20 protein-coding genes and 1 tRNA gene are annotated in these 23,544 nt (G+C 66.5%); 12 read left to right on the forward strand and 9 right to left on the reverse strand.

The features are described 5' to 3' along the window. Nucleotides 1-64: 64 nt before the first annotated feature. Together orn and HMPREF3167_RS06275 are read right to left on the reverse strand one after the other, a co-directional pair. Nucleotides 65-694 (reverse strand): oligoribonuclease, encoded by a 630-nt coding sequence (gene orn, locus HMPREF3167_RS06270; RefSeq protein ID WP_068539203.1) that lies wholly within the window; start codon nt 692-694, stop codon nt 65-67. A gap of 23 nt (nt 695-717) precedes the next feature. Next, nucleotides 718-790 (reverse strand) — tRNA-Arg (locus HMPREF3167_RS06275). A gap of 91 nt (nt 791-881) precedes the next feature. Between HMPREF3167_RS06275 and HMPREF3167_RS06280 the strand changes: the two genes are divergently transcribed. The 4 genes from HMPREF3167_RS06280 (at nt 882) to ettA (ending at nt 6,407) form a co-directional block, all read left to right on the forward strand. Beyond that, nucleotides 882-2,426, forward strand: a complete 1,545-nt coding sequence (locus HMPREF3167_RS06280) for a dynamin family protein (protein ID WP_143602134.1) — start codon at nt 882-884, stop codon at nt 2,424-2,426. A 7-nt stretch (nt 2,427-2,433) separates the two neighbouring features. Beyond that, entirely contained in the window at nt 2,434-3,888 is a 1,455-nt protein-coding gene (locus tag HMPREF3167_RS06285; RefSeq protein WP_083281104.1) for a GTP-binding protein, read from the forward strand. A gap of 141 nt (nt 3,889-4,029) precedes the next feature. Beyond that, entirely contained in the window at nt 4,030-4,617 is a 588-nt protein-coding gene (locus tag HMPREF3167_RS06290; RefSeq protein WP_068539207.1) for a single-stranded DNA-binding protein, read from the forward strand. A gap of 107 nt (nt 4,618-4,724) precedes the next feature. After that, entirely contained in the window at nt 4,725-6,407 is a 1,683-nt protein-coding gene (gene ettA / locus HMPREF3167_RS06295) for an energy-dependent translational throttle protein EttA (protein ID WP_062614210.1), read from the forward strand. 149 nt (nt 6,408-6,556) lie between these two features. On the opposite strand, the gene HMPREF3167_RS06300 is transcribed toward ettA, so the two are convergent. After that, nucleotides 6,557-7,438, reverse strand: coding sequence for an acyl-CoA thioesterase (locus tag HMPREF3167_RS06300; protein ID WP_236698702.1), 882 nt, complete (start codon nt 7,436-7,438; stop codon nt 6,557-6,559). 151 nt (nt 7,439-7,589) lie between these two features. Between HMPREF3167_RS06300 and malQ the strand changes: the two genes are divergently transcribed. Then, a complete protein-coding gene (gene malQ / locus HMPREF3167_RS06305) occupies nt 7,590-9,725 on the forward strand; it encodes a 4-alpha-glucanotransferase (protein ID WP_062614212.1) in 2,136 nt (711 codons plus the stop codon). Next, on the forward strand, nt 9,725-9,970 hold the full coding sequence (locus HMPREF3167_RS06310) for a PTS sugar transporter subunit IIB (protein WP_062614213.1): 246 nt from the start codon (nt 9,725-9,727) through the stop codon (nt 9,968-9,970). Before malQ ends, HMPREF3167_RS06310 begins: the two co-directional genes overlap by 1 nt. A gap of 14 nt (nt 9,971-9,984) precedes the next feature. Here HMPREF3167_RS06310 and HMPREF3167_RS06315 read toward each other — a convergent pair whose 3' ends face one another. Further along, nucleotides 9,985-10,506 (reverse strand): DNA-3-methyladenine glycosylase I, encoded by a 522-nt coding sequence (locus HMPREF3167_RS06315; protein WP_062614214.1) that lies wholly within the window; start codon nt 10,504-10,506, stop codon nt 9,985-9,987. A 203-nt stretch (nt 10,507-10,709) separates the two neighbouring features. Then, nucleotides 10,710-13,259, reverse strand: a complete 2,550-nt coding sequence (gene pepN / locus HMPREF3167_RS06320) for an aminopeptidase N (protein WP_070446121.1) — start codon at nt 13,257-13,259, stop codon at nt 10,710-10,712. A 129-nt stretch (nt 13,260-13,388) separates the two neighbouring features. Here pepN and HMPREF3167_RS06325 point away from each other — a divergent pair, with 129 nt between their 5' ends. Beyond that, nucleotides 13,389-13,988 carry a mycothiol-dependent nitroreductase Rv2466c family protein gene (locus HMPREF3167_RS06325; protein ID WP_062614216.1) on the forward strand — a complete coding sequence of 200 codons (600 nt, stop codon included), beginning with the start codon at nt 13,389-13,391 and terminating at the stop codon, nt 13,986-13,988. Between the two features lie 117 nt (nt 13,989-14,105). Here HMPREF3167_RS06325 and HMPREF3167_RS06330 read toward each other — a convergent pair whose 3' ends face one another. Further along, entirely contained in the window at nt 14,106-16,103 is a 1,998-nt protein-coding gene (locus tag HMPREF3167_RS06330; RefSeq protein WP_062614217.1) for a M13 family metallopeptidase, read from the reverse strand. A 90-nt stretch (nt 16,104-16,193) separates the two neighbouring features. Here HMPREF3167_RS06330 and HMPREF3167_RS06335 point away from each other — a divergent pair, with 90 nt between their 5' ends. Then, nucleotides 16,194-16,646 carry a ribose-5-phosphate isomerase gene (locus HMPREF3167_RS06335; RefSeq protein WP_062614218.1) on the forward strand — a complete coding sequence of 151 codons (453 nt, stop codon included), beginning with the start codon at nt 16,194-16,196 and terminating at the stop codon, nt 16,644-16,646. Between the two features lie 148 nt (nt 16,647-16,794). Here the strand turns inward: HMPREF3167_RS06335 and epsC are convergent, their stop codons facing one another. The 3 genes from epsC to HMPREF3167_RS06350 form a co-directional block, all read right to left on the reverse strand. Continuing rightward, on the reverse strand, nt 16,795-17,367 hold the full coding sequence (gene epsC / locus HMPREF3167_RS06340) for a serine O-acetyltransferase EpsC (RefSeq protein WP_062614219.1): 573 nt from the start codon (nt 17,365-17,367) through the stop codon (nt 16,795-16,797). A gap of 27 nt (nt 17,368-17,394) precedes the next feature. After that, entirely contained in the window at nt 17,395-18,324 is a 930-nt protein-coding gene (gene cysK, locus HMPREF3167_RS06345) for a cysteine synthase A (protein WP_062614220.1), read from the reverse strand. A gap of 266 nt (nt 18,325-18,590) precedes the next feature. Further along, nucleotides 18,591-19,232 carry an IMPACT family protein gene (locus HMPREF3167_RS06350; RefSeq protein WP_070446123.1) on the reverse strand — a complete coding sequence of 214 codons (642 nt, stop codon included), beginning with the start codon at nt 19,230-19,232 and terminating at the stop codon, nt 18,591-18,593. Between the two features lie 157 nt (nt 19,233-19,389). On the opposite strand from HMPREF3167_RS06350, the gene rpmF reads away from it, so the two are divergent. The 4 genes from rpmF (at nt 19,390) to HMPREF3167_RS06370 (ending at nt 23,273) form a co-directional block, all read left to right on the forward strand. Then, nucleotides 19,390-19,551 carry a 50S ribosomal protein L32 gene (gene rpmF, locus HMPREF3167_RS06355; RefSeq protein WP_062614222.1) on the forward strand — a complete coding sequence of 54 codons (162 nt, stop codon included), beginning with the start codon at nt 19,390-19,392 and terminating at the stop codon, nt 19,549-19,551. Nucleotides 19,552-19,851: 300 nt separating this feature from the next. Further along, nucleotides 19,852-21,972, forward strand: coding sequence for a MaoC/PaaZ C-terminal domain-containing protein (locus HMPREF3167_RS06360; protein ID WP_148132407.1), 2,121 nt, complete (start codon nt 19,852-19,854; stop codon nt 21,970-21,972). Nucleotides 21,973-21,980: 8 nt separating this feature from the next. After that, nucleotides 21,981-22,610, forward strand: coding sequence for a hypothetical protein (locus tag HMPREF3167_RS09855; RefSeq protein WP_070446127.1), 630 nt, complete (start codon nt 21,981-21,983; stop codon nt 22,608-22,610). A 60-nt stretch (nt 22,611-22,670) separates the two neighbouring features. Next, nucleotides 22,671-23,273, forward strand: a complete 603-nt coding sequence (locus HMPREF3167_RS06370; protein WP_070446129.1) for a hypothetical protein — start codon at nt 22,671-22,673, stop codon at nt 23,271-23,273. Nucleotides 23,274-23,544: the final 271 nt, after the last annotated feature.

A 23,544-nucleotide genomic window follows, 5' to 3' on the forward strand; every position in this document is an offset into this window, starting at 1 on the left:
ATCTCCTCATATAAGAAGATCGGCCCGAAAACGTCCAAAATATTCTAATCCGGGGCCGGAGTGGCTACTTATCGGCGGCCCGGTCCCGAGTCAGGTCCGCCAGGATTTCCTTGGCGGCGGCCCGGGACTCCTCGGTGCTCGGCCCTTCGCCGGCGGGCATGAGGATGGCCCGGTAGTAGCGCAGTTCGTCGATGGAGTCGTAGATGTCGCCGAGCGCGGTGTGGTTGCCGGTCTTCTCGGGGGAGGCGAAGTACACGCGCGGGAACCAGCGCTTGGCGAGCTCCTTGATGGAGGACACGTCGATCACCCGGTAGTGCAGGTGGTCGACCAGCAGGGGCATGTCGCGGGCGAGGAAGGTGCGGTCGGTGCCAACCGAGTTCCCGCCGAGCGGGGCCTTGCGCCCTTCGGGTACGAAGCGCTTGACGTAGGCCAACACCTGCTCTTCGGCGTCGGCCATATTGAGCCCGCCGTCCCACTCGTCGATGAGGCCGGTGACAGTGTGCATGTTGCGGACGAAGGGATCCATTTGGGCTACGGCCTGCTCGGAGGGTTTCATCACCAGGCGAAGGCCGGCGTCGAGCGGGTTGAGCTGGGCGTCCGTGACAACCACGGCGATTTCTACCAGCGAGTCGACCTCGAGATCGAGGCCCGTCATTTCACAGTCAATCCAGACAATTGGCGTGTCGTTATTCATGCTCACGCACCCATTCTAGCAAGCGCCCCCAGCAGGACTCGAACCTGCGACACATGGCTTAGAAGGCCACTGCTCTATCCGCTGAGCTATGGAGGCAATCAGTTTATGATACCGCCGGCGCCGGCGAGCGGGTCAAATGGCGGGGAGCCCAATCGATATTTAGGTCCTTTTGGGACACAATAGAGGTGTGAGTACTCCAGCATTTTCCCGTGCCAGTTTGGCTGGCCTCGTCACGCGCACGATCGACGAGCTTCGCAAGGTCGAGCTGCCGTTGGAGATGCCGGGGGCGCGGGAGTTGATGGAGTCGCGTCAGCAGTTGCTGACCCAGCTGGAGAGCCGGATCTTGCCGCATCTGCATTCGGATGAGCTCCCGGCGGTGATCGTGTTTGGCGGTTCGTCGGGGGCGGGTAAGTCCACACTGGTCAATTCGTTGATCGGCCGGGAGGTGTCGCCAGCTTCGGTGCTGCGCCCCACGACGCGCACGCCCGTCATGATTATGCACCCCAGCGATTTTCCGAAGATGGAGAGCCACGCGCTTGCCAAGATGGGCAAGTATGAGCCGGTGGACTCGGGCATTGAGGGCATCGTGATTGTGGACGCGCCGGACCTCGATTCGGTGGACGACGCCAACCGCGCCCTATCTTCGCGCCTCATCGACGCGGCAGACCTGTGGGTATTCGTCACCACAGCCTCCCGTTACGGCGACGCCGTGGCATGGGACACGCTCCAGGTAGCTAATGCGCGCGGGGTGACGTGTGCGGTGGTGCTGGACCGGGTGCCGGCGTCGGCGCTGTCGGTGGTGCGGCGCGACCTGGCCGAGCGCATGGGCCGGATGGGCTTGGCAGAGAGCCCGCTGTTTATTGTTCCCGACGCCGGGGCGCACGAAGGCCTGCTGCCCGAGGAGTACGTGGCGGATTTGCGTCAGTGGCTGGAGGTGGTGGCTCGTACGAAGGCAGCCGATTCGTTGGTGGCTCGAACCACGGCCGCGACCCTGCCGCAGTTGCGCCGCGATCTGCTCGTGTTGGCCGACGCGGTGGAGGCCCAGGAGCACGCGCTGACTGACCTCAAAGATAAGGCGGTTGAGGGCGCCCACGCCCCGCTGGAGAAGCTGGCCACGAACATCGAGCATGGCCGGTTTGGGCAGGGAGCGCCGACCACGTCATGGCTGTCGCTGGCGTCGACGGGCGGGCCGCTGGCGGGCATGGTGGCGGGCCGCAAGCCGAATGTGTTCGGCCGTCGTAGTGGAACGCGCGACCGGGCGATGACCACGGTTTTTGACGCGGTGGCCACCTCGGTGGGCGTGGCGCTCACGCAAGGTTTGACGGCCGCGCGGGCGAACGTGGATCAGGCGTGGGCGTTCGACGTCGTCAACACCTCCGACCTGCGTCAGCGCGCGAACGAGCGGCTGGACCTGGATGCGATCGCGCAGCGCGCGGTGGACGCATGGAAGGCTGACCTGCTGGCCAAGTACGTGCCGGATAACCCGTGGCTGGGCAAGTCGGGGCAGGCGGCGCTGCTGGGTGCGGCGGCCGCCGGCATTTCGGGTGCGCGCAAAGCGGCGGAGAATCTTGGGGCGAAGGCTGAGGTGCGGGAGGCGCGTGAGGACCTGTCGGCCCGGGTGCGGGGCGCGATGGATGAGCTGGTAGCCGCCTATACCGGCGTCGTGAACGAGATAGATGTGGGGGACGCGGCCTCGCTGCGGTTGCGCGCCACCGAGTTTTTACACCGATAGGGGATGTATGGATCGCCAGGCAGATGAAGAGGTCATTGGGCGGCTGAAGGCATTGCAACGCGCGGTGGGTGCGGGCGGGCCCTACTTCGACCAGTTTGTGGCCAGCCGCGCCCAGGACGATCTGCGCCGCGCCCAGGAGCGGATGCGGCTCGGGCTGGACACCACGGTGGCGGTGCTGGTGGGTGGCACGGGTTCGGGCAAGTCGACCATGTTTAACGCGATCACGGAGCTGGATTTCGCGGACTCGGGTGATATTCGTCCGACGACGGAGCGGGCGGCCGCCTGCACGTTCGACGTGGACGCGAGCGAGTTGCTCGACTACCTTCAGGTGGATCCGGACCGCCGGATTGAGCATTCGTCGATCTTGACGGTGGGCAATGACCGGCTGAACGGGCTGGTGCTGCTCGATTTGCCGGACCATGATTCGGTGGCGCTCGCGCACTCGGCGCAGGTGGATCGCCTGCTGCCGATGGCGGACCTGCTGATCTGGATTGTGGATCCGCAAAAGTACGCGGACGAGGTGCTGCACAAGGGCTTCTTCGAGACGTTGGGTGGACGGCAGGAGGCGATGGTCGTGGTGATGAACCAGATCGACCGCGTGCCGGCTGACCAGCGCGCTACCCTGCTCGGCGACCTGCGTTCCCTGCTCGACCGTGACGGCCTGACCGAGGTGCCGATCCTTGGGGCGTCGGCGCTGACGGGGGAGGGCGTGGACGCGGTGCGTGACCTGCTGGCCCGGGCCGTGGCTGGCCAGTCCTTCAACGCGCGCACGGCCGCCGCTGAGCTCGACGCAATCGCGGGCCGCCTGCGGGCCAACGTGGGCCGGGAGGAGCCGGACGTGGACGGGCAGGCCGTGGCCGATATCAATGACAGGATCGTGCGTTCTTCGGGCATCCCGTCGGTGGTGGAGTCGATCCGGGTGTCGGGCCAGTCTTACCAGGCGTCCGCGCTGGTGGTGCCTGAGCAGCCGGCGAATACGATGGTGCACGCAATACGCGACGCGTGGGTGGCGCACGTGCGTACCGGCCTGCCACCCGTGTGGCAGGAGGCCGTGACGAGCGCGGTGTCGCCCGCTGATCGCTTCCGCCGCGCGCTGGGTGCGGCTATTCGCACGACGCCGTTGCCGGACATCTCCCGCACCCCGGCTTTCGCTGGGCTCGTTGGGGGAGTGGCTCTCGCGGTGGGGGCCGTGGTGTTTGCGGTGCTTGGCGCGATGGGCACTGGGGTGACGATCGGCGTCGTGGCGGGCGGTGTGGTGCTGGGCTTGCTGGTGGCGTGGCTGGGCAAGAGCGCGGTGGTGCGGAGCGCGGCGCGCGCGGCCGCGGCCTACGAGCGCAACGTGCGTGAGGCCGTGGGCGAGGCAACCGAGGAGCATTTGGTTGCCGGCCCGCGCGAGATCCTCTCCCAGCACCGGCAAACGCGCGAGGCACTTGACTCCGAGGTGTTCGCGGGCACGGCGTAAAAGCGCGGGATTACGCGAAAAAAGTTCTCCACAGGTGGCGTTCGTGGCTGCGTGACCCCATTTTCGGGGTAGTCCGAAAACGCGGCGTCGCGGAAATTGGCAAAGTCGGAAGTGCCACTTTCCAGCAATGAAGGAGAACTGATGAACGACACCATTGTCACCATCCGCGGATGGGTGGGAGGCGTGCCACGCCACTATAACCCAGAAGGAAACGAGGCTATGCCCGTGACCTTCCTCAACGTGGGCGTGACCCCACGCTACTATTCTCGCGTCCACAGCGAATACAAGGAGGGTGTGACCACCTGGTATTCCGTGCGGTGCTATGGGCGCCTGGCGAAGAACGCCGCCGGCTGCCTGAGCAAGGGAACGCCGGTGCTCGTGCGCGGCAGGCTGAGCCAGCGCGAATGGGTTGACGCCAGCGGGGTGGTCCACTCATCGTTCGACGTGAATGCCGACTCGATCGGGGTGGAGATCTCCACCGGTGTTGCTAACTACGTCAAGGTGCTGAAGAACCCGCCGGGCGACATGCGAGACGATCGATGGCGGACCGAGCCGGAGGGCGAGGGTGCCGAGGGCGAGGCGGGCGCCGATGGCGAAATGGGCGGCAGTGAGCCGGGCGCTGACGTCGTCGACATCGCCGGGCTCGACCAAGACGCGTTCGAGGCGGACGATGTCGACGCAGACGACGCCGCCCTCGAGGCCGAGCTGGAGGAGGACGAGCTGGTGTAGACGCGGCGGGCTCGCGCCGGGTGATCAAAAGCCCAGGCGCGGGCTTTTGCCGCCCGGGGAGGATAAATTAGGCTTGAGCTAGTATCCAAGACGACTATGGGAGTACTGTGGCTGAGTTTATTTATCAGATGATCAAGGCCCGCAAGACGGTGGGCGACAAGGTCATCCTGGACGACGTGACGATGGCGTTCTACCCCGGTGCGAAGATCGGCATGGTGGGCCCCAACGGTGCAGGTAAGTCCACGATTTTGAAGATCATGGCCGGACTCGACCAGCCTTCCAACGGTGAGGCCCGGCTCTCGCCCGGCTACACGGTGGGAATCCTCCTGCAGGAGCCGCCGCTGACCGAGGATAAGACGGTGCTCGAGAACGTCCAGGAGGGCGTGGCTGACATCCTGGCCAAGGTCGAACGCTTCAATGCGATCGGCATGGAGATGGCCGAGCCGGACGCGGACTTTGACGCGCTCATGGATGAGATGGGCAAGCTCCAGCAGGAGATCGACGCGGCGAACGGCTGGGATATTGACGCCCAGTTGCAGCAGTCGATGGACGCGCTACGCTGCCCGCCGCCGGACACGCCGGTCAACGTGCTCTCGGGTGGCGAGCGCCGCCGCGTGGCGCTGTGCAAGCTCCTGCTCGAGGCGCCGGACCTGCTGCTGCTCGACGAGCCGACCAACCACCTGGACGCCGAGTCGGTGCTCTGGCTCGAACAGCACCTGGTGAAGTACCCCGGTGCGGTCATCGCCATTACACACGACCGCTACTTCCTGGACAACATGGCCGAGTGGATCGCGGAGGTGGACCGCGGCAAGCTCTACCCGTACGAGGGCAACTACTCTACCTACCTGGAAACGAAGGCCCAGCGCATCAAAGTCCAGGGCCAGAAGGATGCCAAGCTTCAAAAGCGCCTGAAGGAGGAACTGGAGTGGGTGCGCTCCTCGGCGAAGGGCCGCCAGGCGAAGTCGAAGGCGCGTCTGCAGCGCTACGAGGAGATGGCTGCCGAGGCCGAGCGCACGCGCAAACTCGACTTCGAGGAGATCCAGATCCCGCCGGGGCCGCGCCTGGGCAACCTAGTGATCGACGCGAAGAAGCTGAAGAAGGGCTTCGGGGAGCGCGTGCTCATCCAGGACCTGTCCTTCAACCTGCCGCGTAACGGGATCGTGGGCATCATTGGCCCGAACGGCGTGGGTAAGACCACCCTGTTCAAGACCATCGTGGGCCTCGAGCCACTGGACGAGGGAGAGCTGCGCATCGGCGAAACGGTCAAGCTGTCGTACGTCGATCAGACGCGCGCCGGCATTGACCCGGACAAGACGCTGTGGGAGGTCGTCTCTGACGGGCTGGACTACATCCAGGTGGGCAACGTGGAGATGCCCTCGCGCGCCTACGTCTCGGCGTTCGGTTTCAAGGGTGCCGACCAGCAGAAGAAGGCCGGCATCCTCTCCGGTGGCGAGCGCAACCGCCTCAACCTGGCCCTCACCCTCAAGCAGGGCGGCAACGTGATCCTGCTCGACGAGCCGACCAACGACCTCGACGTCGAAACTCTTGGCTCGCTCGAAAACGCGCTACTCGACTTCCCGGGCTGTGCCGTGGTCATCACCCACGACCGCTGGTTCCTCGACCGCGTGGCCACCCACATCCTGGCCTGGGAGGGCACGGAGGAGGAGCCCTACAACTGGTACTGGTTCGAGGGCAACTTCGAATCCTATGAGAAGAACAAGGTCGAGCGCCTGGGGATCGACGCCTCGCGCCCCGCGTCCTCGACCTACCGCAAGTTCAAGCGCGACTAGCCTTTGCTCCTGCGGTTTTCCGCAGGGTGCGCCTACGACGCCGTCAGCACCGGTTTCGACGTGAGCCGGGCTGACGGCGTCGTTGGCTATGCGCCACGAACGCGGCGGGAGCACATAGCGTCAGAAGCGCGCACGCTAGGAGCGCGGCCCTACGCGGCTGCGCTGCGGGAGCGGACCATACCCTCCTGGGACATCGTGGCCACGTGCTTGCCGTCTTGGAAGAAGCGCGCGAGGCTCAGGCCGCGCCCGCCCTGGGCGGAGGGCGAGGTGAGTTCGGCGAGGATCCAGTTCGACATGTTGACGTCGCGGTGCCACCAGATCGAGTGGTCGAGCGTGGCGAGCGACAGGTTGGGGCTCATCCAGAACAGGCCATGGCGGCGCAGGACGGGTTCGAGCATGAACTGGTCGGTGGAGTAGGCCAGCAGGGCCCGGTGCATGAACTGGGATGCCTCGGGCATCGGGTTGCGCAGGCGGAACCAGATGAGGGTGCGGTCGGTGCGCGCGCTCGCGGGCTTGACCCAGATCGGGCCGTCGACATGGCGGAGGTCGGTGGCGTTGGTGGAGTTCATGATCCGGCCCACGGGGTTGTCCATGTTGGCGAAGTAGTCGGCGGAGGAGGGTAGGGATTCGGGGGCGGGCGCGTCGGGCATGGGCGTTTCGTGTTCCATGCCGTCCTGGACCTCTTGGAACGACGCGCGGGCCGTGAGGATCGTCTTGCCGTTTTGGGAGGCGTGGACGCGGCGCGTGGAAAATGAGCGGCCGTCGAGGACCTCTTCCACGTCGAGCTGGGTGGGAACATCGAGCTTTCCGGGGCGGAGGAAGGCCGCGGTGATGGAATGGATTTGGCGGCCGAGGTACTCGTCGGCCACGGTGGCATGCGCGGCCACAACTGCCTGGGCGAAGACCTGCCCGCCGTACACGCGCCCGGAGACCTGGTTGAGGTTCGTCCCCTCGTAGGAGCCGGGTTCGCGTTCTTTCATCTTCAGCGTGCGAAGCACGGAGGACAGCGGCTCGTCGTTGGTCTCAGGCACGGGCAGATATGGCATTTTTCCTCGCTTTCGCAGTGGCGGACGCGGTCATGTACCCATCCTACTCTTCGGTAACTTTGCAAACTACTTTTACGCTTTCGTCAAAGAATTGTGATCTGGCTAAACTTGGGCCTAGCACAAAGAAGGAGATGCAATGTCGCATGAGGTAAACCGAGACCTGCTGAAGGCCCTGGCTGAGGGCTACGGGGTGGCGCTCGATTTTTGGGATTTCGATGGTAACTTCCGGGAAGTGTCTACCTCGACCTTGATCTCTGTCCTCGCCGCGATGGGCGTGGATGCCTCGAGCGACGAGTCGATCCGCGCTGAGCTCAAGGCACGCGACGAGCGGCCGTGGCGGCGGGTTCTGCCGCACTGCACGATCGCGCGCGATGACCGGGAAACCACCTTCCAGGTCCACGTGCCCCACGGGTGCTCGGTGCAGGTGGAGATCATTGTGGAGGGCGGCGGCACGATCGGTGCCCGCCAGATCGATGACTGGGAGCTGCCTCGCGACATCGACGGTGTCCTGACCGGCCAGGCCTCCTTCGTGGTGCCCGTGGGTACGCCGCTGGGTTATCACAAGCTACGCGCGCGGGTGATGGACGGTGGGGAAGAGCGCGTGGAGGAGGCGAGCCTCATCGTTACCCCCACCCGTCTCGACGTCGAATCACGGCTTCGCGGGCGCGCCTGGGGCATGATGGCCCAGCTGTACTCCACGCGTTCGCGCCAGTCGTGGGGCATTGGGGACGCGGCGGACTTGGCCGAGATGGGCTCGCTGTTTGGCGAGCTCGGCGCCGACTTCCTGCTGGTCAACCCCCTGCACGCGGCCGAGCCGATCGAGCCGATGTCACCCTCGCCCTACCTGCCGGTGACCAGGCGCTTCTTCAACCCCGTCTACATCCGGCCCGAGGACATCCGCGAGGTCGCCTACCTGTCTGGCCCCGAGCGGTCGCTGGTGACGTGGGCGAGTGAGAACGTGAAGAAGATGTCGCTGGAGAACGAGCTCATCGAGCGCGACGCCGCCTGGAAGGCCAAGCGTGAGGCGCTCGACGTGATCTTCGCAGCCGGGCGCTCCCAGGCCCGCCAGCGCGACTTCGACCGCTTCCGCGAGATGGAGGGCCAAGGCCTGGAGGACTTTGCGCTGTGGTGTGCACTGGTGGAGAAGTACGGGGATGAGTTCCCCGACCAGCTGCGCGACATCAACTCCCCGCACGTGGCGCGCGAGCGCCGCGAGCTTGCGGACCGCGTGGACTTTTGGGCGTGGCTGCAGTGGGTGATGGACGAGCAGCTGAGCCGAGCGCAAAACGAATCGCGAGCGGCCGGCATGCGGATCGGCGTCTCGCATGACTTGGCCGTGGGCGTTCACCCCAAGGGCGCCGACGTGTGGATGCTCCCGGACGCCTTCGCCAGGGGGATCGGGGTTGGTGCCCCGCCGGACATGTACAACCAGCAGGGCCAGAACTGGTCCCAGCCACCGTGGCGCCCCGACTCGCTCGAGGAGATGAGCTACGCCCCGCTGCGCGACATGGCCCGCACGGTCATGCGCCACGCCGGGCTGCTGCGCGTGGATCACATCATGGGCCTGTTCCGGTTGTGGTGGATCCCCGAGGGCTCGGCGCCCACCGAGGGCACGTACGTGCGCTTCAATCATGAGGCGATGGTGGGCGTGCTGCTGCTCGAGGCGCACCGTGCCGGTGTGGTCGTGGTGGGCGAGGACCTTGGCACCGTGGAGCCGTGGGTGCGCGAGTACCTGCGCGAGCGCGGGATCTTCGGCACGTCCGTGTTTTGGTTTGAAAAGGACGAGGGCGGCTGGCCGATCCACCCGCAGGACTTCCGCTCGGACGCGATGGTGTCGGTGGACACGCACGACCTGCCACCGGCCGCCAGCTACCTGGCCGGCGAGCACGTGGACCTGCGCGAGAGCCTCGGCCTGCTCGTCAAGCCTGTGGAGGAGATGCGCGCCGAGGCGCGCGAGGAGCGAGATCGGGTCATGGCCCGCCTGCGCGAACACGGCCTGATCGGGGAGGACCCCTCGGAGCGCGAGGTGGTGGAGGCCCTGCACGCGTACATCGTGCGCACGCCCGCCCCGATCCTGCAGGTGTCGCTGGTCAATGCCGTGGGCGAGCGCCGGGCCCAGAACCAGCCGGGCACCGACCAGGAGTATCCCAACTGGCGCCTGCCGCTTGCGGACGGAACCGAGCAGGTGGTGCTCGTGGAGGAGCTGGCCACGAACCCGCGCCTGCAGTCGCTCGTCGCCAGGCTCAACCAGGAACTGGAGAGCACTCGCTAGTGGACCTAGATGAGCTCCTCGCCGCGGTGGGCGGGGCTGAGAACGTACGCAAGGTGGATATGGCCCTGGCCCGCATCCGCGTGGGCGTAGTGGACAAGGACCTGGTGGACAAGCCACGCCTGGAGCGGATGGGCGCGATCGGCGTGGTGGTCCAACGGCGAGCCGTGCAGCTCATCTTCGGCCCGGAGGCCGAGCAGATCGGCATGGACCTGGCCCGGCGCCTCTTCGGCGAGCCCGAGGAGTAGCGGCCCGGCCGGGGTCAGAGGCGGTGGTCGTACATGCCGATCGCCTGCATGAGGGCGAACATGGTCACGGGGCCGACGAACGTGAAGCCCAGCCGCTTGAGTTCCTTGGCGAGCTCGGCTGACTTCGGCGATCGGCCCGCATCCGGCCCCTCCCCATACGGGTCGTCTGGCGCGAAAGACCACACGAGCTCGGCGAGCGACTGGCCTGCCTCCTCCAACGCCACGGTGGCCTTCGCGTTCGTGATCGCTGCCCGGATCTTGCGCTCGTTGCGGATGATGGCCGGGTCGGCGAGGAGGCGCTCGACGTCGTCCTCGGTGAAAGCGGCCACGACGCCGGGGTCGAAGCCGGCAAAGGCCTGTCGGAAGGCCGGGCGCTTGCGCAATACGGTCTCCCACGAGAGTCCCGACTGGAAGCCCTCGAGCACGATGCGCTCGAATATCTCGGCAGAGTCGGTGACGGGAAAGCCCCACTCCTGGTCGTAGTAGTCGCGCAGGAGGTCGGATGTGTTAGCCCATGAGGGTCGTATCTGGTTCATGGTGACATCCTACGAAAACCCGCAAGCCTAACCCGCCGATAATGCGTGGATTGTGGATGCGGGCCCCGCATCCACAATCCACGGACAACTTCCTGGCGTGAGGGTAGCAAAAACGCGCGGGTGTGAATCGCCGCACCCGCGCGCTTCGGTACCGTGCCACCAGCTTCGGTGCTCAAGTCGTGCGCCGGCTGGGCCCGTGTCAGCTAGGCCGAACGCGCGGCGTCGCAGGCCTGGGCCGCCGCGGCCCGCTGGGCGTTGCTCAGCCGCTCTAAGACCATGCGGCGCAGCGCCGGGGCCGCCTCCGCGTTCTCGTCCAGCCACTGCTGGGTGCGCGCCACGAGGTCCACCCCGAGGTCCAGCCCGTTGAGCGGGGCGGGGTAGACGAGGTTGACGAAGTTCTGCGAGAACTCAAGCGTCCGGTTCTCCCACTGGTTGAGGATCTCACCGAAGAAGCGCTCCACGTACGGCACGAGCAGCTCCGGATTGCCCTCGGTGAAGCCCCATCCCAGCGCGCGCTGCACGGAGTTCGAGGTCTTGCCGCCCACGATGTCCTCCCATGCGCGCTCCTTGGCGCCCGCGTCCGAGATCGACGCCCGGGCACGGGCCGCCCCCGCCGCTCCCGACGCCGTGTTGTCACGCTCGGCCAGCTCGGCGGCGATGGTTGCCTCATCCACGCGCCCAGCCGCGGCCAGGCGGCGCAAAATGTCCCAGCGGAAGTTGGCATCCACGGCCAGCCCGGCCGGGACGTTGTCGTCAGACAGCCACCCGGCCACGAGGTCGAGCTGGCTGTCCCCGCTCATAGTGACGGCGGCCATCGCGATCTGAAGCTGGCGATCGGAGGCAGGCTCGGTGGTGGCGAGGATCTCGAATAGGCGCGCGGCCACCTTTTCCTTGAGCTCCGGTCGGTTCGCCGGCGCGGAGTATAGCTCAGTGGCGGTCTGCAGCTGGGAGAGCAGGTAGCGCAGCACCGTGCCGTGGTCCTCGGTCTCGAGAGCACGCAGGGCGAGCTCCACGTAGTCGGTGGCGGGCAGCTCGGCGTCGCGGCACATGTCCCACATGGAAGCGAGCACGAGCGTGCGCGGGAGGCGATCGGTGAAGGCGTTGATGTGATCGCGCGCCGTGGCGGCCGACCGTTCGTCGAGGCGCACCTTGGCGTAGGCGAGGTCGCCGTCGTTGATAAGGAAGAGGTCGGGGCGGCGGGTGCCCGCCAGCTCGGCCACCTCGGTCAGCTCCCCGTCGATGTCGAGCTCAACGTTCACCACGCGCTCGAGCTTACCGCCCTCCAGGGCATACCCGCCGACCCCGATGCGGTGCGGGCGCAGCGAGGCGTGCTCGTCGCATGTCTGGCGGATAGCGAACCGCGTGATCGTCTCCCCGTCGGCCTCGATCACCGGGGTGAGCGTGTTGATACCGGCCTCCTCGAGCCACAGCTTCGACCAGGCCTTGAGGTCGCGCCCGGAGGCGGCCTCGAGTTCCACCAACAGATCCTCCAACGTGGCGTTGCCCCACGCCTTCTTCTTCAGGTAGCGTGAGACGCCGGTCATGAACTCGTTGTAGCCCACGTAGGCCACGAGCTGCTGGAACACGGAGGCGCCCTTGCCGTACGTGATGCCGTCAAAGTTGACCATTACGTCCTCCAGGTCGCGGATCTCGGCCGCGATCGGATGCGTGGAGGGCAGCTGGTCCTGGGCCTGCGCCCACACCTTCTCCGAGGCGTTAAACGTTACCCATGCGTCCGTCCAGCGCGTGTTCTTTGCGGTGGCCACGTGGCTCATGAACTCGGCGAACGATTCGTTCAGCCACAGGTCATTCCACCACTTCATCGTCACCAGGTCGCCGAACCACATGTGGGCCAGCTCGTGGATAATCGTGATCGCCCGACGCTCCACCAGGGCGGCGGTGGGGCGGGAGCGGAAGACGTAGTCATCGAGGATGGTCACGCAGCCCGGGTGCTCCATGGCGCCCGCGTTGAACTCGGGCACGAAAATCTGGTCGTACTTGCGGAACGGGTAGGGCACGTCGAACTCGTTTTCGAACACCTCCATGCCCTGGATCGTGATGTCAATGCACTCCTGGGCGTCCAAGTACTCGCCGAGCGAGGCACGGGCGTAGACGCCCATGGGGATGACGCGCCCGTCGGTGGACGTGTAACTGCCCGTGCCACCTACGTACGGGCCGGCCACGATCGCGGTGAGGTAGGTGGAGATGCGCTCGGTGGGGGTGAACTCCCAGCGCGCCACGCCGCCTCCGAGCGGGGTGGGCTCCGGTGTCGGAGATACCGAGAAGATTTTCCAGCTTTCCGGCGCGTCCACCACGAACGTGAACTGGGCCTTGAGGTCGGGCTGCTCGAAGTTGGCATACATGCGCCGCGCGTCGGGCACCTCAAACTGCGAGTACAGGTAGACCTGGCCGTCGGCCGGGTCGACGGCGCGGTGCAGGCCCTCGCCCGTGTGCGAGAAGGGGCAAATCGCTTCCACGTACAGCTCGTTGTCCGTCGCCAGGTTCGGCAACGGGATGCGCGAATCGGCGTACGAATCGACGGGCAGTTCCTCGCCGTTGAGGCGGATCGCCAGGACCTCGTCCGCGATGAGGTCGATGAACGACGACGCGCCCGGGGTTGCCGCGAAACGCACGGTGGTGGCCGAGCGGAACGTCTCCTCTCCGGTGAGGTCGAGTTCGACCCGGTAGGTCTCGGTCTGGATGAGGTCCGCGCGCTCGCTCGCTTCGGCGCGGGTCAAGTTGGTGCCGGGCATGGTGTCCTTTCTCTTGCCGGTCCTGGCCTGATATCCAAGGATACTCAGGCGGGCCGCCGCGGCCCAACGCGTCAATTCGCCGCTGGCGTAGCTGTGGAAAGCGTGGGCGCAGAGGGGAAGAATGGGGCCATGAGCGACAACGTAGATTTCTGGTTTGACCCGTCCTGCCCGTGGACTTGGATCACCTCCCGGTGGCTCGTGGAGGTTTCCGAGCTTCGCGACCTCAACATCACCTGGCACTCCTTCTCCCTGTGGGAGCTCAACCGCGGCCGCGAGCTCGACCCCGGCTACCGCGCACACATCGACGAGCTGCGCGGCTTCGGCCGCGTCACGATGGGCGTGGAGATCGAGGCGCCCGAGCGGCTCGCGCAGTTTTACACCGTGCTGGGCGCGGCCATCCACAATGAGGGTGCCGACAAGAACGACGCCGCCCTTGCCGCCGCGCTCGCCGCCTCCGGCCTCGATGCCTCCATTCTCGAGCGGGCCAACGCCGGGGAATACGACGAGGCGCTCGCCGCCTCCACCCGCGCGGCCCTGGAGAAGGTGGGCGACGACGTCGGCGTACCCATCATCGCGGTTGGCGACACGGCCTTCTTCGGGCCAGTCATGTCGCCCGCCCCACACGGGGAGGAAGCCGCCCGCGCCTGGGACGGCACCCTGGCGCTCGCTAAAACCCCGGGCTTCTTCGAGCTCAAGCGCTCGCGGGATGTGGGGCCGATCTTCGACTAGCCCCGCGCCCGAAGGCGTGTTGGACGCAAGTGAATATGAAGGAGGGGGTTGGCCCGCGGGCCAACCCCCTCCGCTATCGGCGGCGTACGAATCTGCCTTTCGCCCGCCGGCCAAGCGCTACCAGATCCGCACCCGTTCCTCGGGAGCCAGGTACAGCTCATCGCCCTCGACCACGCCGAACTCCTCGGCGAACGCGTCCACGTTCTTCACCACGCCGTTGCAACGGAACTCGGAAGGGGAGTGCGGGTCAATCGCCAGGTAGTTGATGGCGATCTCGTCCCGGCGCTTGTTCTTCCAGATCCGCGCCCAGTTGAGGAACACGCGCTGGCGGCCCGTGAAGCCCTCGATCACCGGGGCGTGCGCGGAGGAGGCGTGACCCTCGCGCTTCATCGCGATGTCGTAGGCCTTGAGGGCAATCGACAGGCCACCAAGGTCGCCAATGTTCTCACCCAGCGTGAGTGCGCCGCTCACATGGTGCGGGGTGCCGACCAGCTGGGCGGGCACGTACACGTCGTACTGGCCCACGAGCGACGCCGTCCGTTTCTCGAACTCCGCCCGGTCCTCGTCCGTCCACCAGTTCTGCAGGCGGCCCTCGCCGTCGTACTTCGAACCCTGGTCGTCGAACGCGTGCCCGATCTCGTGGCCAATCACGGCGCCGATTCCGCCGTAGTTGTAGGCCGCGTCCGCCTCGGCATCGAAGAATGGGGGCTGGAGGATGGCCGCGGGGAACACGATCTCGTTCGCCACCGGGTTGTAGTAGGCGTTGACGGTCTGCGGGTTCATGAACCACTCGTCGCGGTCCACCGGCGTGCCGAGCTTGCCCAGCTGCCAGTCCGAATCGAACTTCTCCGCCGCGCGCACGTTCCCCACCAGGGAATCCGTGATCTCGAGCGCGGAGTAGTCGCGCCACTTGTCCGGGTAGCCGATCTTGGTGACGGTGGTGGCGAGCTTGGCCAGCGCCCGCTCGCGCGTCTCCTCCGTCATCCAGTCGAGCGTGGAGATCGAATAGTGGTAGGCGGCCAGCAGATCATCGACCAGCTGCTCCATGAGCGCCTTGTGGTGGGGCGGGAAGTGGCGCTCCACGTACAGCTTGCCCACGGCCTCGCCCAGCGTGCCGTCAATGAGCGCGACTGCGCGCTTCCAGCGGTCCCGCATCTCCTCAGCACCGTGGAGCACCTTGCCGAAGAAGTTGAAGTTCGCCTGCGCGATGTCCTGGCTCAGGTACGGGGCGCGCGCCCGGACGACGTTCCACCGCAGGTACGTCTTCAGCTGCTCCATGTCGGCCGCCGCCCACTCGCGCGCAAAGCCAGCCAGGGCGTCGGGCATCATCACCAGAAGGGTCGGAGCCGCCTCGCGGGTCAGGCCAAGCCCAGAAAACGCCGTCGTCCACCCAAATCCCGGCGCCGCCTCAAGCAACTCATCCCAGGTCAGCACGTTGTTCGTCTTATCCGTGTCACGCGAATCCACCGCGCTCATATGATGGGACGCAAGCCGGGCTTCGACGCCGTAAATCACCTCGGCCGCAGCCTTCGCCTCGGCGTCGTTCGCACCCGTGCCAAGCGCGTAAAGAGTGGGGATGAAGGCCCTAAACTGCTCGCGGAACTGCTCGTACTGCTCCTCGCGGTAGAACGCCTCGTCCGGCAGGCTCAGCCCCGACTGGTAGAGCCAGCAGATGTACTCCGACGGATTGTTGCGGTCCGCCGAGACCTCCAGGCCGAACGGCATCGGCACGCCCACCTGGTACAGGCGCCCAGCCGCGAGCTCCAGCTCCTCCTTGGTAGCAGCCGAGTCGATGAGCGCGAAATCGTCCGCCAGCGGGGACGCGCCCAGGCCGTTGATGCGGCCCTCGTCCATAAACGAGTCGTACAAGACCGCGACCTTGCGCTCCTCATCCCCGGCCTCGCCGGCCTCCGCGTGAGCGACCGCGTCCTGGATGATCTCCCGCACGTTCGCCTCCGCCTCCAGGCGCAGGTCCATGAACCCGCCCGTCTGCGACTGATCCGCCGGGATCTCCGCGCTCGCCAACCACGTACCATTCACAAAACGGAACAGGTCATCCTGCGGGCGAACGGCATGATCCAGGCCGTCGATGATGTTTTTCGTCGTGTTATCCATCCCACCAGTGTATGCGGCGGGCCGGGCCGAAAGCACACCTGCGCAAACTAAAGCCGCCTCACGGCGAAACCGTGCCGGTATACTTGGGACATGCGTATACACATTGCCGCTGATCATGCGGGTTTTGAACTAAGAGAACATCTCATCGAGCACCTGAGTGCCGCGGGGCACGACGTCGTCGACCACGGTTACAAGGAATACGACAAACTGGACGCCTACCCGCCCGTCTGCTTCGCGGCCGGCGAGGCCGTGGTAGCCGAGCCCGGCTCGCTCGGCATCGTCATCGGAGGCTCCGGTAACGGCGAACAGATGGCAGCCAACAAGGTGAGCGGTGTGCGCGCGGCGCTCGTATGGAACGAATCCACCGCCGAACTCGCCCGCGAACATAACAACGCCAACGTCATCTCCCTCGGAGCCCGCCAGCACACGTTGGAAGAGGCCACCCGCTTCGTCGACATCTTCGTTTCCACCGGCTACGACCCGGCCTCGCGCCACCAGTCCCGCATTGAGATGATGAGCGCCTACGAGGCCGGCGAGCGCTAGCGCGCTTCACGACGCCGCCCGGCCGGCTTTCCGCCGGCGCTTCGCGACGCCGCCCGTCTATGCTGAAGGCCCCCGATGTCCGGGGGCCTTCAGCTTGCTCGGGCCACACTCACATGGGATCACAGCCATTTGACCGCGCCCGAGCACGTTAGATGTAGATGGCCGGGTCGATCAGGTGCTCGACGTTGGACTTCTTGCGGGTCTTGGCGGGGATCCCCACCGCGACGTTGCCCGCCGGCACGTCCCGCACCACCACGGCGTTAGCCCCGACAGCGGCGTCGTCGCCAATCTCAATTGGGCCGAGCACCTTCGCGCCCGAACCGATCGTCACCCGGTTGCCCACCGTGGGGTGGCGCTTGCCCGGGCGCATCGACGTGCCGCCGAGCGTGGTGCCGTGGAAAATCACCACGTCCTCGCCCACCTTAGCCGTCTCACCGATGACAACCCCCATGCCGTGGTCGATAAACAGCCGCCGGCCCAGCTTCGCGCCCGGGTGAATCTCAATGCCCGTGATCGCACGCGCCGCCTGCGCGAGCAGGCGGGCCGGGAGCTTGAGGCGGTCGTCCTTGTTCCACATGGCGTGCGCGATGCGGTATGCCCACACTGCATGCACGCCCGGGTAGGTCAGGAAAACCTCGAGCTCGGAGCGGGCCGCCGGGTCGTTATCCACCGCGGCGCGCAGGTCCTCGCGCATCTTCTTCCACAGGCTGGGGTTCGTCATCGTCGTCTCGTCTCAGGTGGCGGGCTGCTAGTCGACCAGGCCCTCGAACAGTGGGGTGGACAGGTAGCGCTCGCCGAAGTCCGGCACAATCGCCACGATCGTCTTACCCGCATTCTCCGGGCGGGCCGCCAGCTCCGCCGCAGCCTTGAGCGCCGCGCCCGAAGAAATACCAACCAGCAGGCCCTCCTCGTGGGCAACCCGGCGCGCCATCGCTACCGCATCCGCGGACGCAACCGGCAGCACCTCGTCGTAAATCTCCGTGTCGAGCACGTCGGGCACGAAATTCGCGCCGATGCCCTGGATGCCGTGCGGGCCGGCCTTGCCCTCGGACAGGAGCGGGGACTCGGCCGGCTCCACCGCCACGATCTTGATGTCCGGGTTTTGCTCGCGCAGGTAGGCGCCCGTGCCCGTCAGTGTGCCGCCCGTGCCGATGCCCGCCACAAAGATGTCAACCTTGCCCTCGGTGGCCTCCCAGATCTCCGGGCCCGTGGTCGCCTTGTGCTTAGCCGGGTTGGCCGGGTTGGCGAACTGCGAGGCCAGGATCGAACCCGGGCGCTGCGCTGCGATCTCCTTCGCGCGATCCACCGCGCCCTGCATGCCCTTCGCCGGCTCGGTCAGCTCCAGCTCCGCACCAAAGCCGCGCAGCAGGGCCCGGCGCTCCTTCGACATCGACGCCGGCATCGTCAGCACCACCTTGTAGCCACGCGCCGCGCCCACCCAGGCCAGCGCAATACCCGTGTTGCCCGACGTCGCCTCCACAATCGTGCCGCCCGGCTTAAGCTGGCCCGACGCCTCCGCCGCGTCAACAATCGCCACGCCAATGCGGTCCTTGACCGAGTTCGCCGGGTTGTAGAACTCGAGCTTGGCCAGGACGCGAGCTTGATCGTCGGAGACGATACGGTTCATACGGACGAGGGGAGTGTTGCCGACCAGTTCAGTTGCGTTGTTGTAAATCATTGTTCTTCCTTCACGAGCGCGCGGCGCTCACACATGTTTTGGTGTTCTGTTAGAAGCTCTTGAGGGGAGCTACCCGAGGTGGCACACATGCCCGAAAAAGAAGGGCACCAAACTACGGCATGCCACCTTACAGACAGTCGCAGCAACACATCGGTGCGGTCATCATCATCAGGACCGTCCTTTCCGAGGTTGCCATGCACACGTCATGTAAGTGAAAGTTCAACGGTTTCAGTTTACTTTTTTCGGGCCGACAGTCAACGTGGGGTTCACCATGTGGGCAACGTCCCAGCCGGCACATCCCTCACGACGACGCCGACCACCTCCACCTGCGCCGCCCCCGCGCTCAGTTCCGCCACGTCCTCGGCGAAACCCTGGCCGGCCGCCACGTCAATGCGCGCGCGGGTGGGGCCGTACTCCGTGCCCACCACGTCGAAGCCGCGCCCGCGCAGGTCCGCCTCCAACTTGCCCGCCGTAGCGTGCATGGCAGTCACCCGCATGAGCGGGCGCGTGATCCGGCGGGTGACCGGCTCGCCCGACAGCACCTCTCGCACCGCATCCGAATACGCCCGCACCAGCCCACCCGTGCCCAGCAGCGTGCCGCCGAAGTAACGCACCACAACCACTGCAACGTCCATCAACTCATTACCCGTGAGAACGTCAAGCATCGGCCGGCCCGCGGTGCCGGACGGTTCGCCGTCGTCGGAAGAATGAAGGATCGGCTGGGCGCTCGGCACCGACACCACGTAAGCCGAGCAATGGTGGCGGGCGTCGGGGAACTCGGCGCGGGCGTCCGCAAGCAGGGCGCGAGCCTCCTCGACCGAGGCGGCTGGGCGGGAGAGCGCGATGAACCGGGAGCGCTTGATCTCAATTTCAGCGCGGCCGGGGCGGGTCAGGCGAAGTTCGGTCATGACGCTATTATTGCAGTGTTTCGTAGCACAGTTGCCCCACCCTATGTAGCTTTCGGCGCCTGGGGTGGGTAATATCGAACGTTGTCTGCTCGGAGGCGCGCCTCCGAATGAAGGGGTGGCCACGCGGCCACATGAGTATTGAAAGGAGCGGAAGGACATGGCAGTTCCCAAGCGAAAGATGTCCCGTAGCAACACCCGCTCTCGCCGCTCCCAGTGGAAGGCTGAGCTGACCGAGCTCCAGCCCGTTCGCGTTGGTGGCGTTGAGAAGCGCATCCCCCGTCGTCTGGCGAAGGCCGCGCAGAAGGGTCTTGTGGACTAAGGCTTAACAAAATGGGGCCCTCCGGGGCCCCATTTTTTGTGCCCGCCGGGGGGCGGTCACATTACTCCCAATGTTCTCAATTGTTACACTCGTCCCAGCTCCGACTGGCAGCTGGGTGAGGTCTCACCTTGTAGCCCGCTCTTGCCGGGACGATTTGGGCCGCGAAGTGTCGGTTGTCATGGATGTCAGCCGACTCGGCGGCAGGGGTGGCGGCCGCTGGCGTGGTAGCAGGCGGAGTTTGTTACGGTCCGGTAGGCTGCTGGTGCCGGTGCGACCGGCACCAGCAGCCAGGGAGGCGAGATGTCCACAGCCCACGTCCCATTCAGCCGAGAGGCGACCATGACGCCCGCGACCGCCCGCGCCTACGGGCAATTCGTAGGAGCCGAGCTCACCCACTTGCCGCCCATGGCCTTCCACAACCTGTGCTTTCCCACCACGGTCCGCACCCTACGTGCGCGGTCTGTGCCGGCGCCGCTACTTGGAATGGTCCATGAGTCGCTGGCGTGGGAGGTCCTCCGCCCGTTGCAGGTGGGGGAGCGGGCGCGAGTCTCGTCGCAGGTAACGGGCATGGAGCTGGTGGAGGCGGGTCTCGCGGTGGAGGTGACGTCCATGGTGGCGATCGGCCCGACTGTTCATTATGTCGAGCGTGCGCGCTACCTTTCGCGCAACCCCAAGAAGAGCGCGGCAGAATCCGTGGGCGGCCAGCTCGCCGATTGGGAAGCCCCCGCCGTGCCCGACCTGCGCGCCGAGCACGGCACCCGCGCCGGCGTGCTGCCGGTGGACGGCCCGACGCTGGCCACCTTCACGCTCCCCGCCCCGACGGGCCGGCGCTGGGCCCGCATCTCCGGCGATGCTAACCCCATCCACCTCTCGCGGGTCACAGCCGCCCCTTTTGACTTCTCGGCCGCGATCGCTCACGGCGCCGCCCTGGAGGCACTCGCTCATGCGGCCCTCGGGCTTGACGGCACGGCGCCCGCTTCTGGCGCGAGCCGCTTCCGCGCGCCCACCACCCTCCCCAATAAGATTGAGCTCGTGGCGGTGGGGGAGTCGTGGGCGCTGGTTGAGCAGCGCACCGGCCGCGACCTCGTCCACCTCGCCGCCCGCCCGGCCGCTCCACCCGAGATCCCACCCAGCCGCGTCTTCCTACCACGCCTTGACTCCAAGGTGAGCACCACCGCGCTCGGCCGGCGTGCCTTCGCCGCCGCGGCGGCCGCTGACCCCGAGGCCGTCGCCGCCATCGACTCGGTCAAGAACTGGCGCAAGGGCTACGCGGCGGCGGTCGTCCGGGTAACTGCCCTCGACAACCCCGCCCTCGGCCCCGACGCCGCCCGCCGTGCCCTCGTCTACCTCGGCTGCGCGGTCAGTACCGTGGGCGGAACCGCGCTCGCGGACCTTGAGCCGACCACCGCCCCGACCACCGAACCCGGTCCAGCCGCTGAACCCGGCCAGTCCACCGCGGCCGACAACCCCGCCCTCACCATCCCACTCCGCGGCGCCCGCCTCACGGGCCCGGCCCTCCGCGCCCAGATCGAGTCCTGGCGTTTGGCCGGCGTGCTGACCGACACCGCGGCGGCTCGCATCCTTGCCGTCGCCGATAACCCCGATTGGCTCGACCTGTCCGACCTCACCTTCGCCGTCCTCGGCGCCGGCGCCGAGCTCGCCCCCACACGCTTCCTCCTCAAGCACGGCGCGAACGTGGCCGGGGTCGTGCGCCCGGGCCCGCGCCGCACCAAGCTCGAAGCCGACGCCCGCGCCCTGCCCGGCGCCCTCACGCTGTCGCCGCCCGAGGCGTCCGACATCGTCGCCGACCCGGCCGCGGTCGCAGGCTGGATGCTGGGCGAGCGCCCGGACGTCGTCGTCGAAACACTGTACGCGCCTGGGGCGGACTTCCTGCTGTTGGCGCTCGCGGCGGACGCGGTGGAGCGCATGATCGCCGAACGTGGCCCGGCGCTGATGGCGTGGTATGGCTCGCCGTCGGACGCGTACGTGCTCGGGGGAGAGGTCTTCAACGGGATCATCGACCTGCAGGGGCCGAACTACATCCTGGCCAAGCGCATCGGCCGCTGGCGCGCCACGGACCTTGCCGCGCGCGGGCATCGCGTGTCCTACAACGTGGCCCCAATGGCCGAAACCGCCTCGGTGCTGAGCTCGGCCACGCTGCGCGCCGCCTACCGCGGAATGGCGCGTATGGGACTTTCGTCGCTACCAGCGAACACGACGTCGGCGATCATGGGCGCCCTCCTCGTCTGGGATGCCCGAAACACCCCCGTGACCTCGGAAAACTTCCTCACGGAGGCGGCGGCGCCGTCGGGAATCTGGAGCCAGAAACGCCCACCAAACGAGCTGATGAAGCGTGCGGTGCTACGCGGCGCCGGTGCATTTGTGTCCAAAGCGGTAAAATCGGAAGTGCCTCAAGAGTAAGGAGTGACATGTCCAAGACCATTGCTACTGCCGCAGCGCTCATGCTTGCGCTCGTGGGCTGCTCGCAGTCCGACGACACCCCGTATGCAAACACTTCCGAGTCGAGCGCCGAGGCCACGGCCACCGACAACACCACGACCAACGACGCCGAGGCCACCGACGACACCACGACAGACGACGCGACCAATGCCGACGCCAACACGCCAGTCACCACCGAAGCTGAAGGTGACATGATCCGCCACACGCTGGCCAACGGCCGCATCTCCATTGCGGTCCCTGCGGCCTGGGGCGAGCCGGAGGAATCGACCGAGGAAGCGCCCGTGTCGATCTTCAACGAGGACACCACCGCCTTCGCGGCCGTGACGGAGATCGGCCCAGCGGCCCTCGTGCCGGACGAAGAGGCCTACATCGAGGCGCTTGAGAACAACCTCGGCTTGGAAAAGGGTGAGGTGGAGGACAAGGGTGAGGTCCAGCTCAATGGGGGCTCGGCTCACCGCTACGATATGACGGTGTCCGGTTTGGGCGCCCAGATTTACGCGGTCCAGGTGGACGGCGTTGCGTATGAGATCACGCTCATGGGCACCGACGCCGAGGCGGGGAGCCTGAAGGCGATTCTCGACTCGGTCCTCATCAAGTAATCGAATAAGCTGGTAGACAGCCCGCGCCCTTGCGGGCGCTGTCTCACGAAAGGTCCGCCCATGCGCAAGCTTGCCACCACCGCCCTCGTCTTCCTCCTGGCCGGGTGCGGGGCGGGGCAAGCGAGTGAGGCGGCGTCGTCGGCGGGGCCCTCGTCGTCTGTGGATGCAAGCCCGACGACGCCGGGGACCGCGCCCGAACCCACCGAGACAACGGCCGAGCCCTCGGACCTGAGCACGCAGCGGGAGGGGGAGAACATCATCTACCGCTTCGCGGAGGGAAAGTTCTCGCTCGTGGCGCCGACCAATTGGACGCCGGTGGTGGAAAGCTCGCGGGCGTTCCCCGTGGCACTGGCCAGTGAGGATGGTAGCGAGCGGGTGGTCGTGGGCGAGATCGGGCCCGCGGACCTGGCGCCTAGCATGGAGGCCTACGCGGGCCTACTGGCAGAGCGGCTCGGGCTGGACACCGAACAGGTGGTCTACCTAGGGCAGGACTACCTGGGAGTGGAGCTGGTCCCCGCGTTCCAGGTGGTAGGCGAGGGGTACGTTGCCCGCGTGTACCTGGCCACGCTCAACGGCACCCTGTACGAGGTGAGCATTCGCGGCGCCGACGACGCGGCGCTACAGCAGGCGCTGGGTATCGCGGCGTCGGTAGAGATCTCGTAGGCCACTAAAGATTTGCGGGACGTTTTCGGCCTCATCTACACATATACGCAGATGAGGCCGAAAACGTCCCGGATATTTGTGCTGGCGCGGGGCGAATGGGTGGAGGAGTGGGTGGAAATTGGGCGCAGTCGTTTGCTCGCGTTTTTGGCGGGGAGACTTTATATTACGCGACAAATGAATGGCCAATGAATGACCAATGAGGGACAACCGAATGGGCAGCGCCTGGATCGTTCACAACGCCTGGGCTGTGTCAAATTTTGTGGACGGGTAA

Origin of the sequence: Trueperella sp. HMSC08B05, from assembly GCF_001808405.1 — a bacterium.
Lineage (GTDB): Bacteria > Actinomycetota > Actinomycetes > Actinomycetales > Actinomycetaceae > Trueperella > Trueperella bernardiae.

What these genes read in the sequence shown, in the direction of transcription:
- HMPREF3167_RS06290 (WP_068539207.1), top strand. Translation starts at nt 4,030, where the DNA reads ATGAACGACACCATTGTCACCATCCGCGGATGGGTGGGAGGCGTGCCA.
- rpmF (WP_062614222.1), top strand. Translation starts at nt 19,390, where the DNA reads ATGGCAGTTCCCAAGCGAAAGATGTCCCGTAGCAACACCCGCTCTCGC.
- HMPREF3167_RS06350 (WP_070446123.1), bottom strand. Translation starts at nt 19,232, where the DNA reads ATGACCGAACTTCGCCTGACCCGCCCCGGCCGCGCTGAAATTGAGATC.
- HMPREF3167_RS09855 (WP_070446127.1), top strand. Translation starts at nt 21,981, where the DNA reads ATGTCCAAGACCATTGCTACTGCCGCAGCGCTCATGCTTGCGCTCGTG.
- HMPREF3167_RS06335 (WP_062614218.1), top strand. Translation starts at nt 16,194, where the DNA reads ATGCGTATACACATTGCCGCTGATCATGCGGGTTTTGAACTAAGAGAA.
- pepN (WP_070446121.1), bottom strand. Translation starts at nt 13,259, where the DNA reads ATGCCCGGCACCAACTTGACCCGCGCCGAAGCGAGCGAGCGCGCGGAC.
- HMPREF3167_RS06285 (WP_083281104.1), top strand. Translation starts at nt 2,434, where the DNA reads ATGGATCGCCAGGCAGATGAAGAGGTCATTGGGCGGCTGAAGGCATTG.
- HMPREF3167_RS06315 (WP_062614214.1), bottom strand. Translation starts at nt 10,506, where the DNA reads ATGAACCAGATACGACCCTCATGGGCTAACACATCCGACCTCCTGCGC.
- HMPREF3167_RS06325 (WP_062614216.1), top strand. Translation starts at nt 13,389, where the DNA reads ATGAGCGACAACGTAGATTTCTGGTTTGACCCGTCCTGCCCGTGGACT.
- orn (WP_068539203.1), bottom strand. Translation starts at nt 694, where the DNA reads ATGAATAACGACACGCCAATTGTCTGGATTGACTGTGAAATGACGGGC.
- malQ (WP_062614212.1), top strand. Translation starts at nt 7,590, where the DNA reads ATGTCGCATGAGGTAAACCGAGACCTGCTGAAGGCCCTGGCTGAGGGC.
- epsC (WP_062614219.1), bottom strand. Translation starts at nt 17,367, where the DNA reads ATGACGAACCCCAGCCTGTGGAAGAAGATGCGCGAGGACCTGCGCGCC.
- HMPREF3167_RS06370 (WP_070446129.1), top strand. Translation starts at nt 22,671, where the DNA reads ATGCGCAAGCTTGCCACCACCGCCCTCGTCTTCCTCCTGGCCGGGTGC.
- HMPREF3167_RS06330 (WP_062614217.1), bottom strand. Translation starts at nt 16,103, where the DNA reads ATGGATAACACGACGAAAAACATCATCGACGGCCTGGATCATGCCGTT.
- HMPREF3167_RS06360 (WP_148132407.1), top strand. Translation starts at nt 19,852, where the DNA reads ATGTCCACAGCCCACGTCCCATTCAGCCGAGAGGCGACCATGACGCCC.
- cysK (WP_062614220.1), bottom strand. Translation starts at nt 18,324, where the DNA reads ATGATTTACAACAACGCAACTGAACTGGTCGGCAACACTCCCCTCGTC.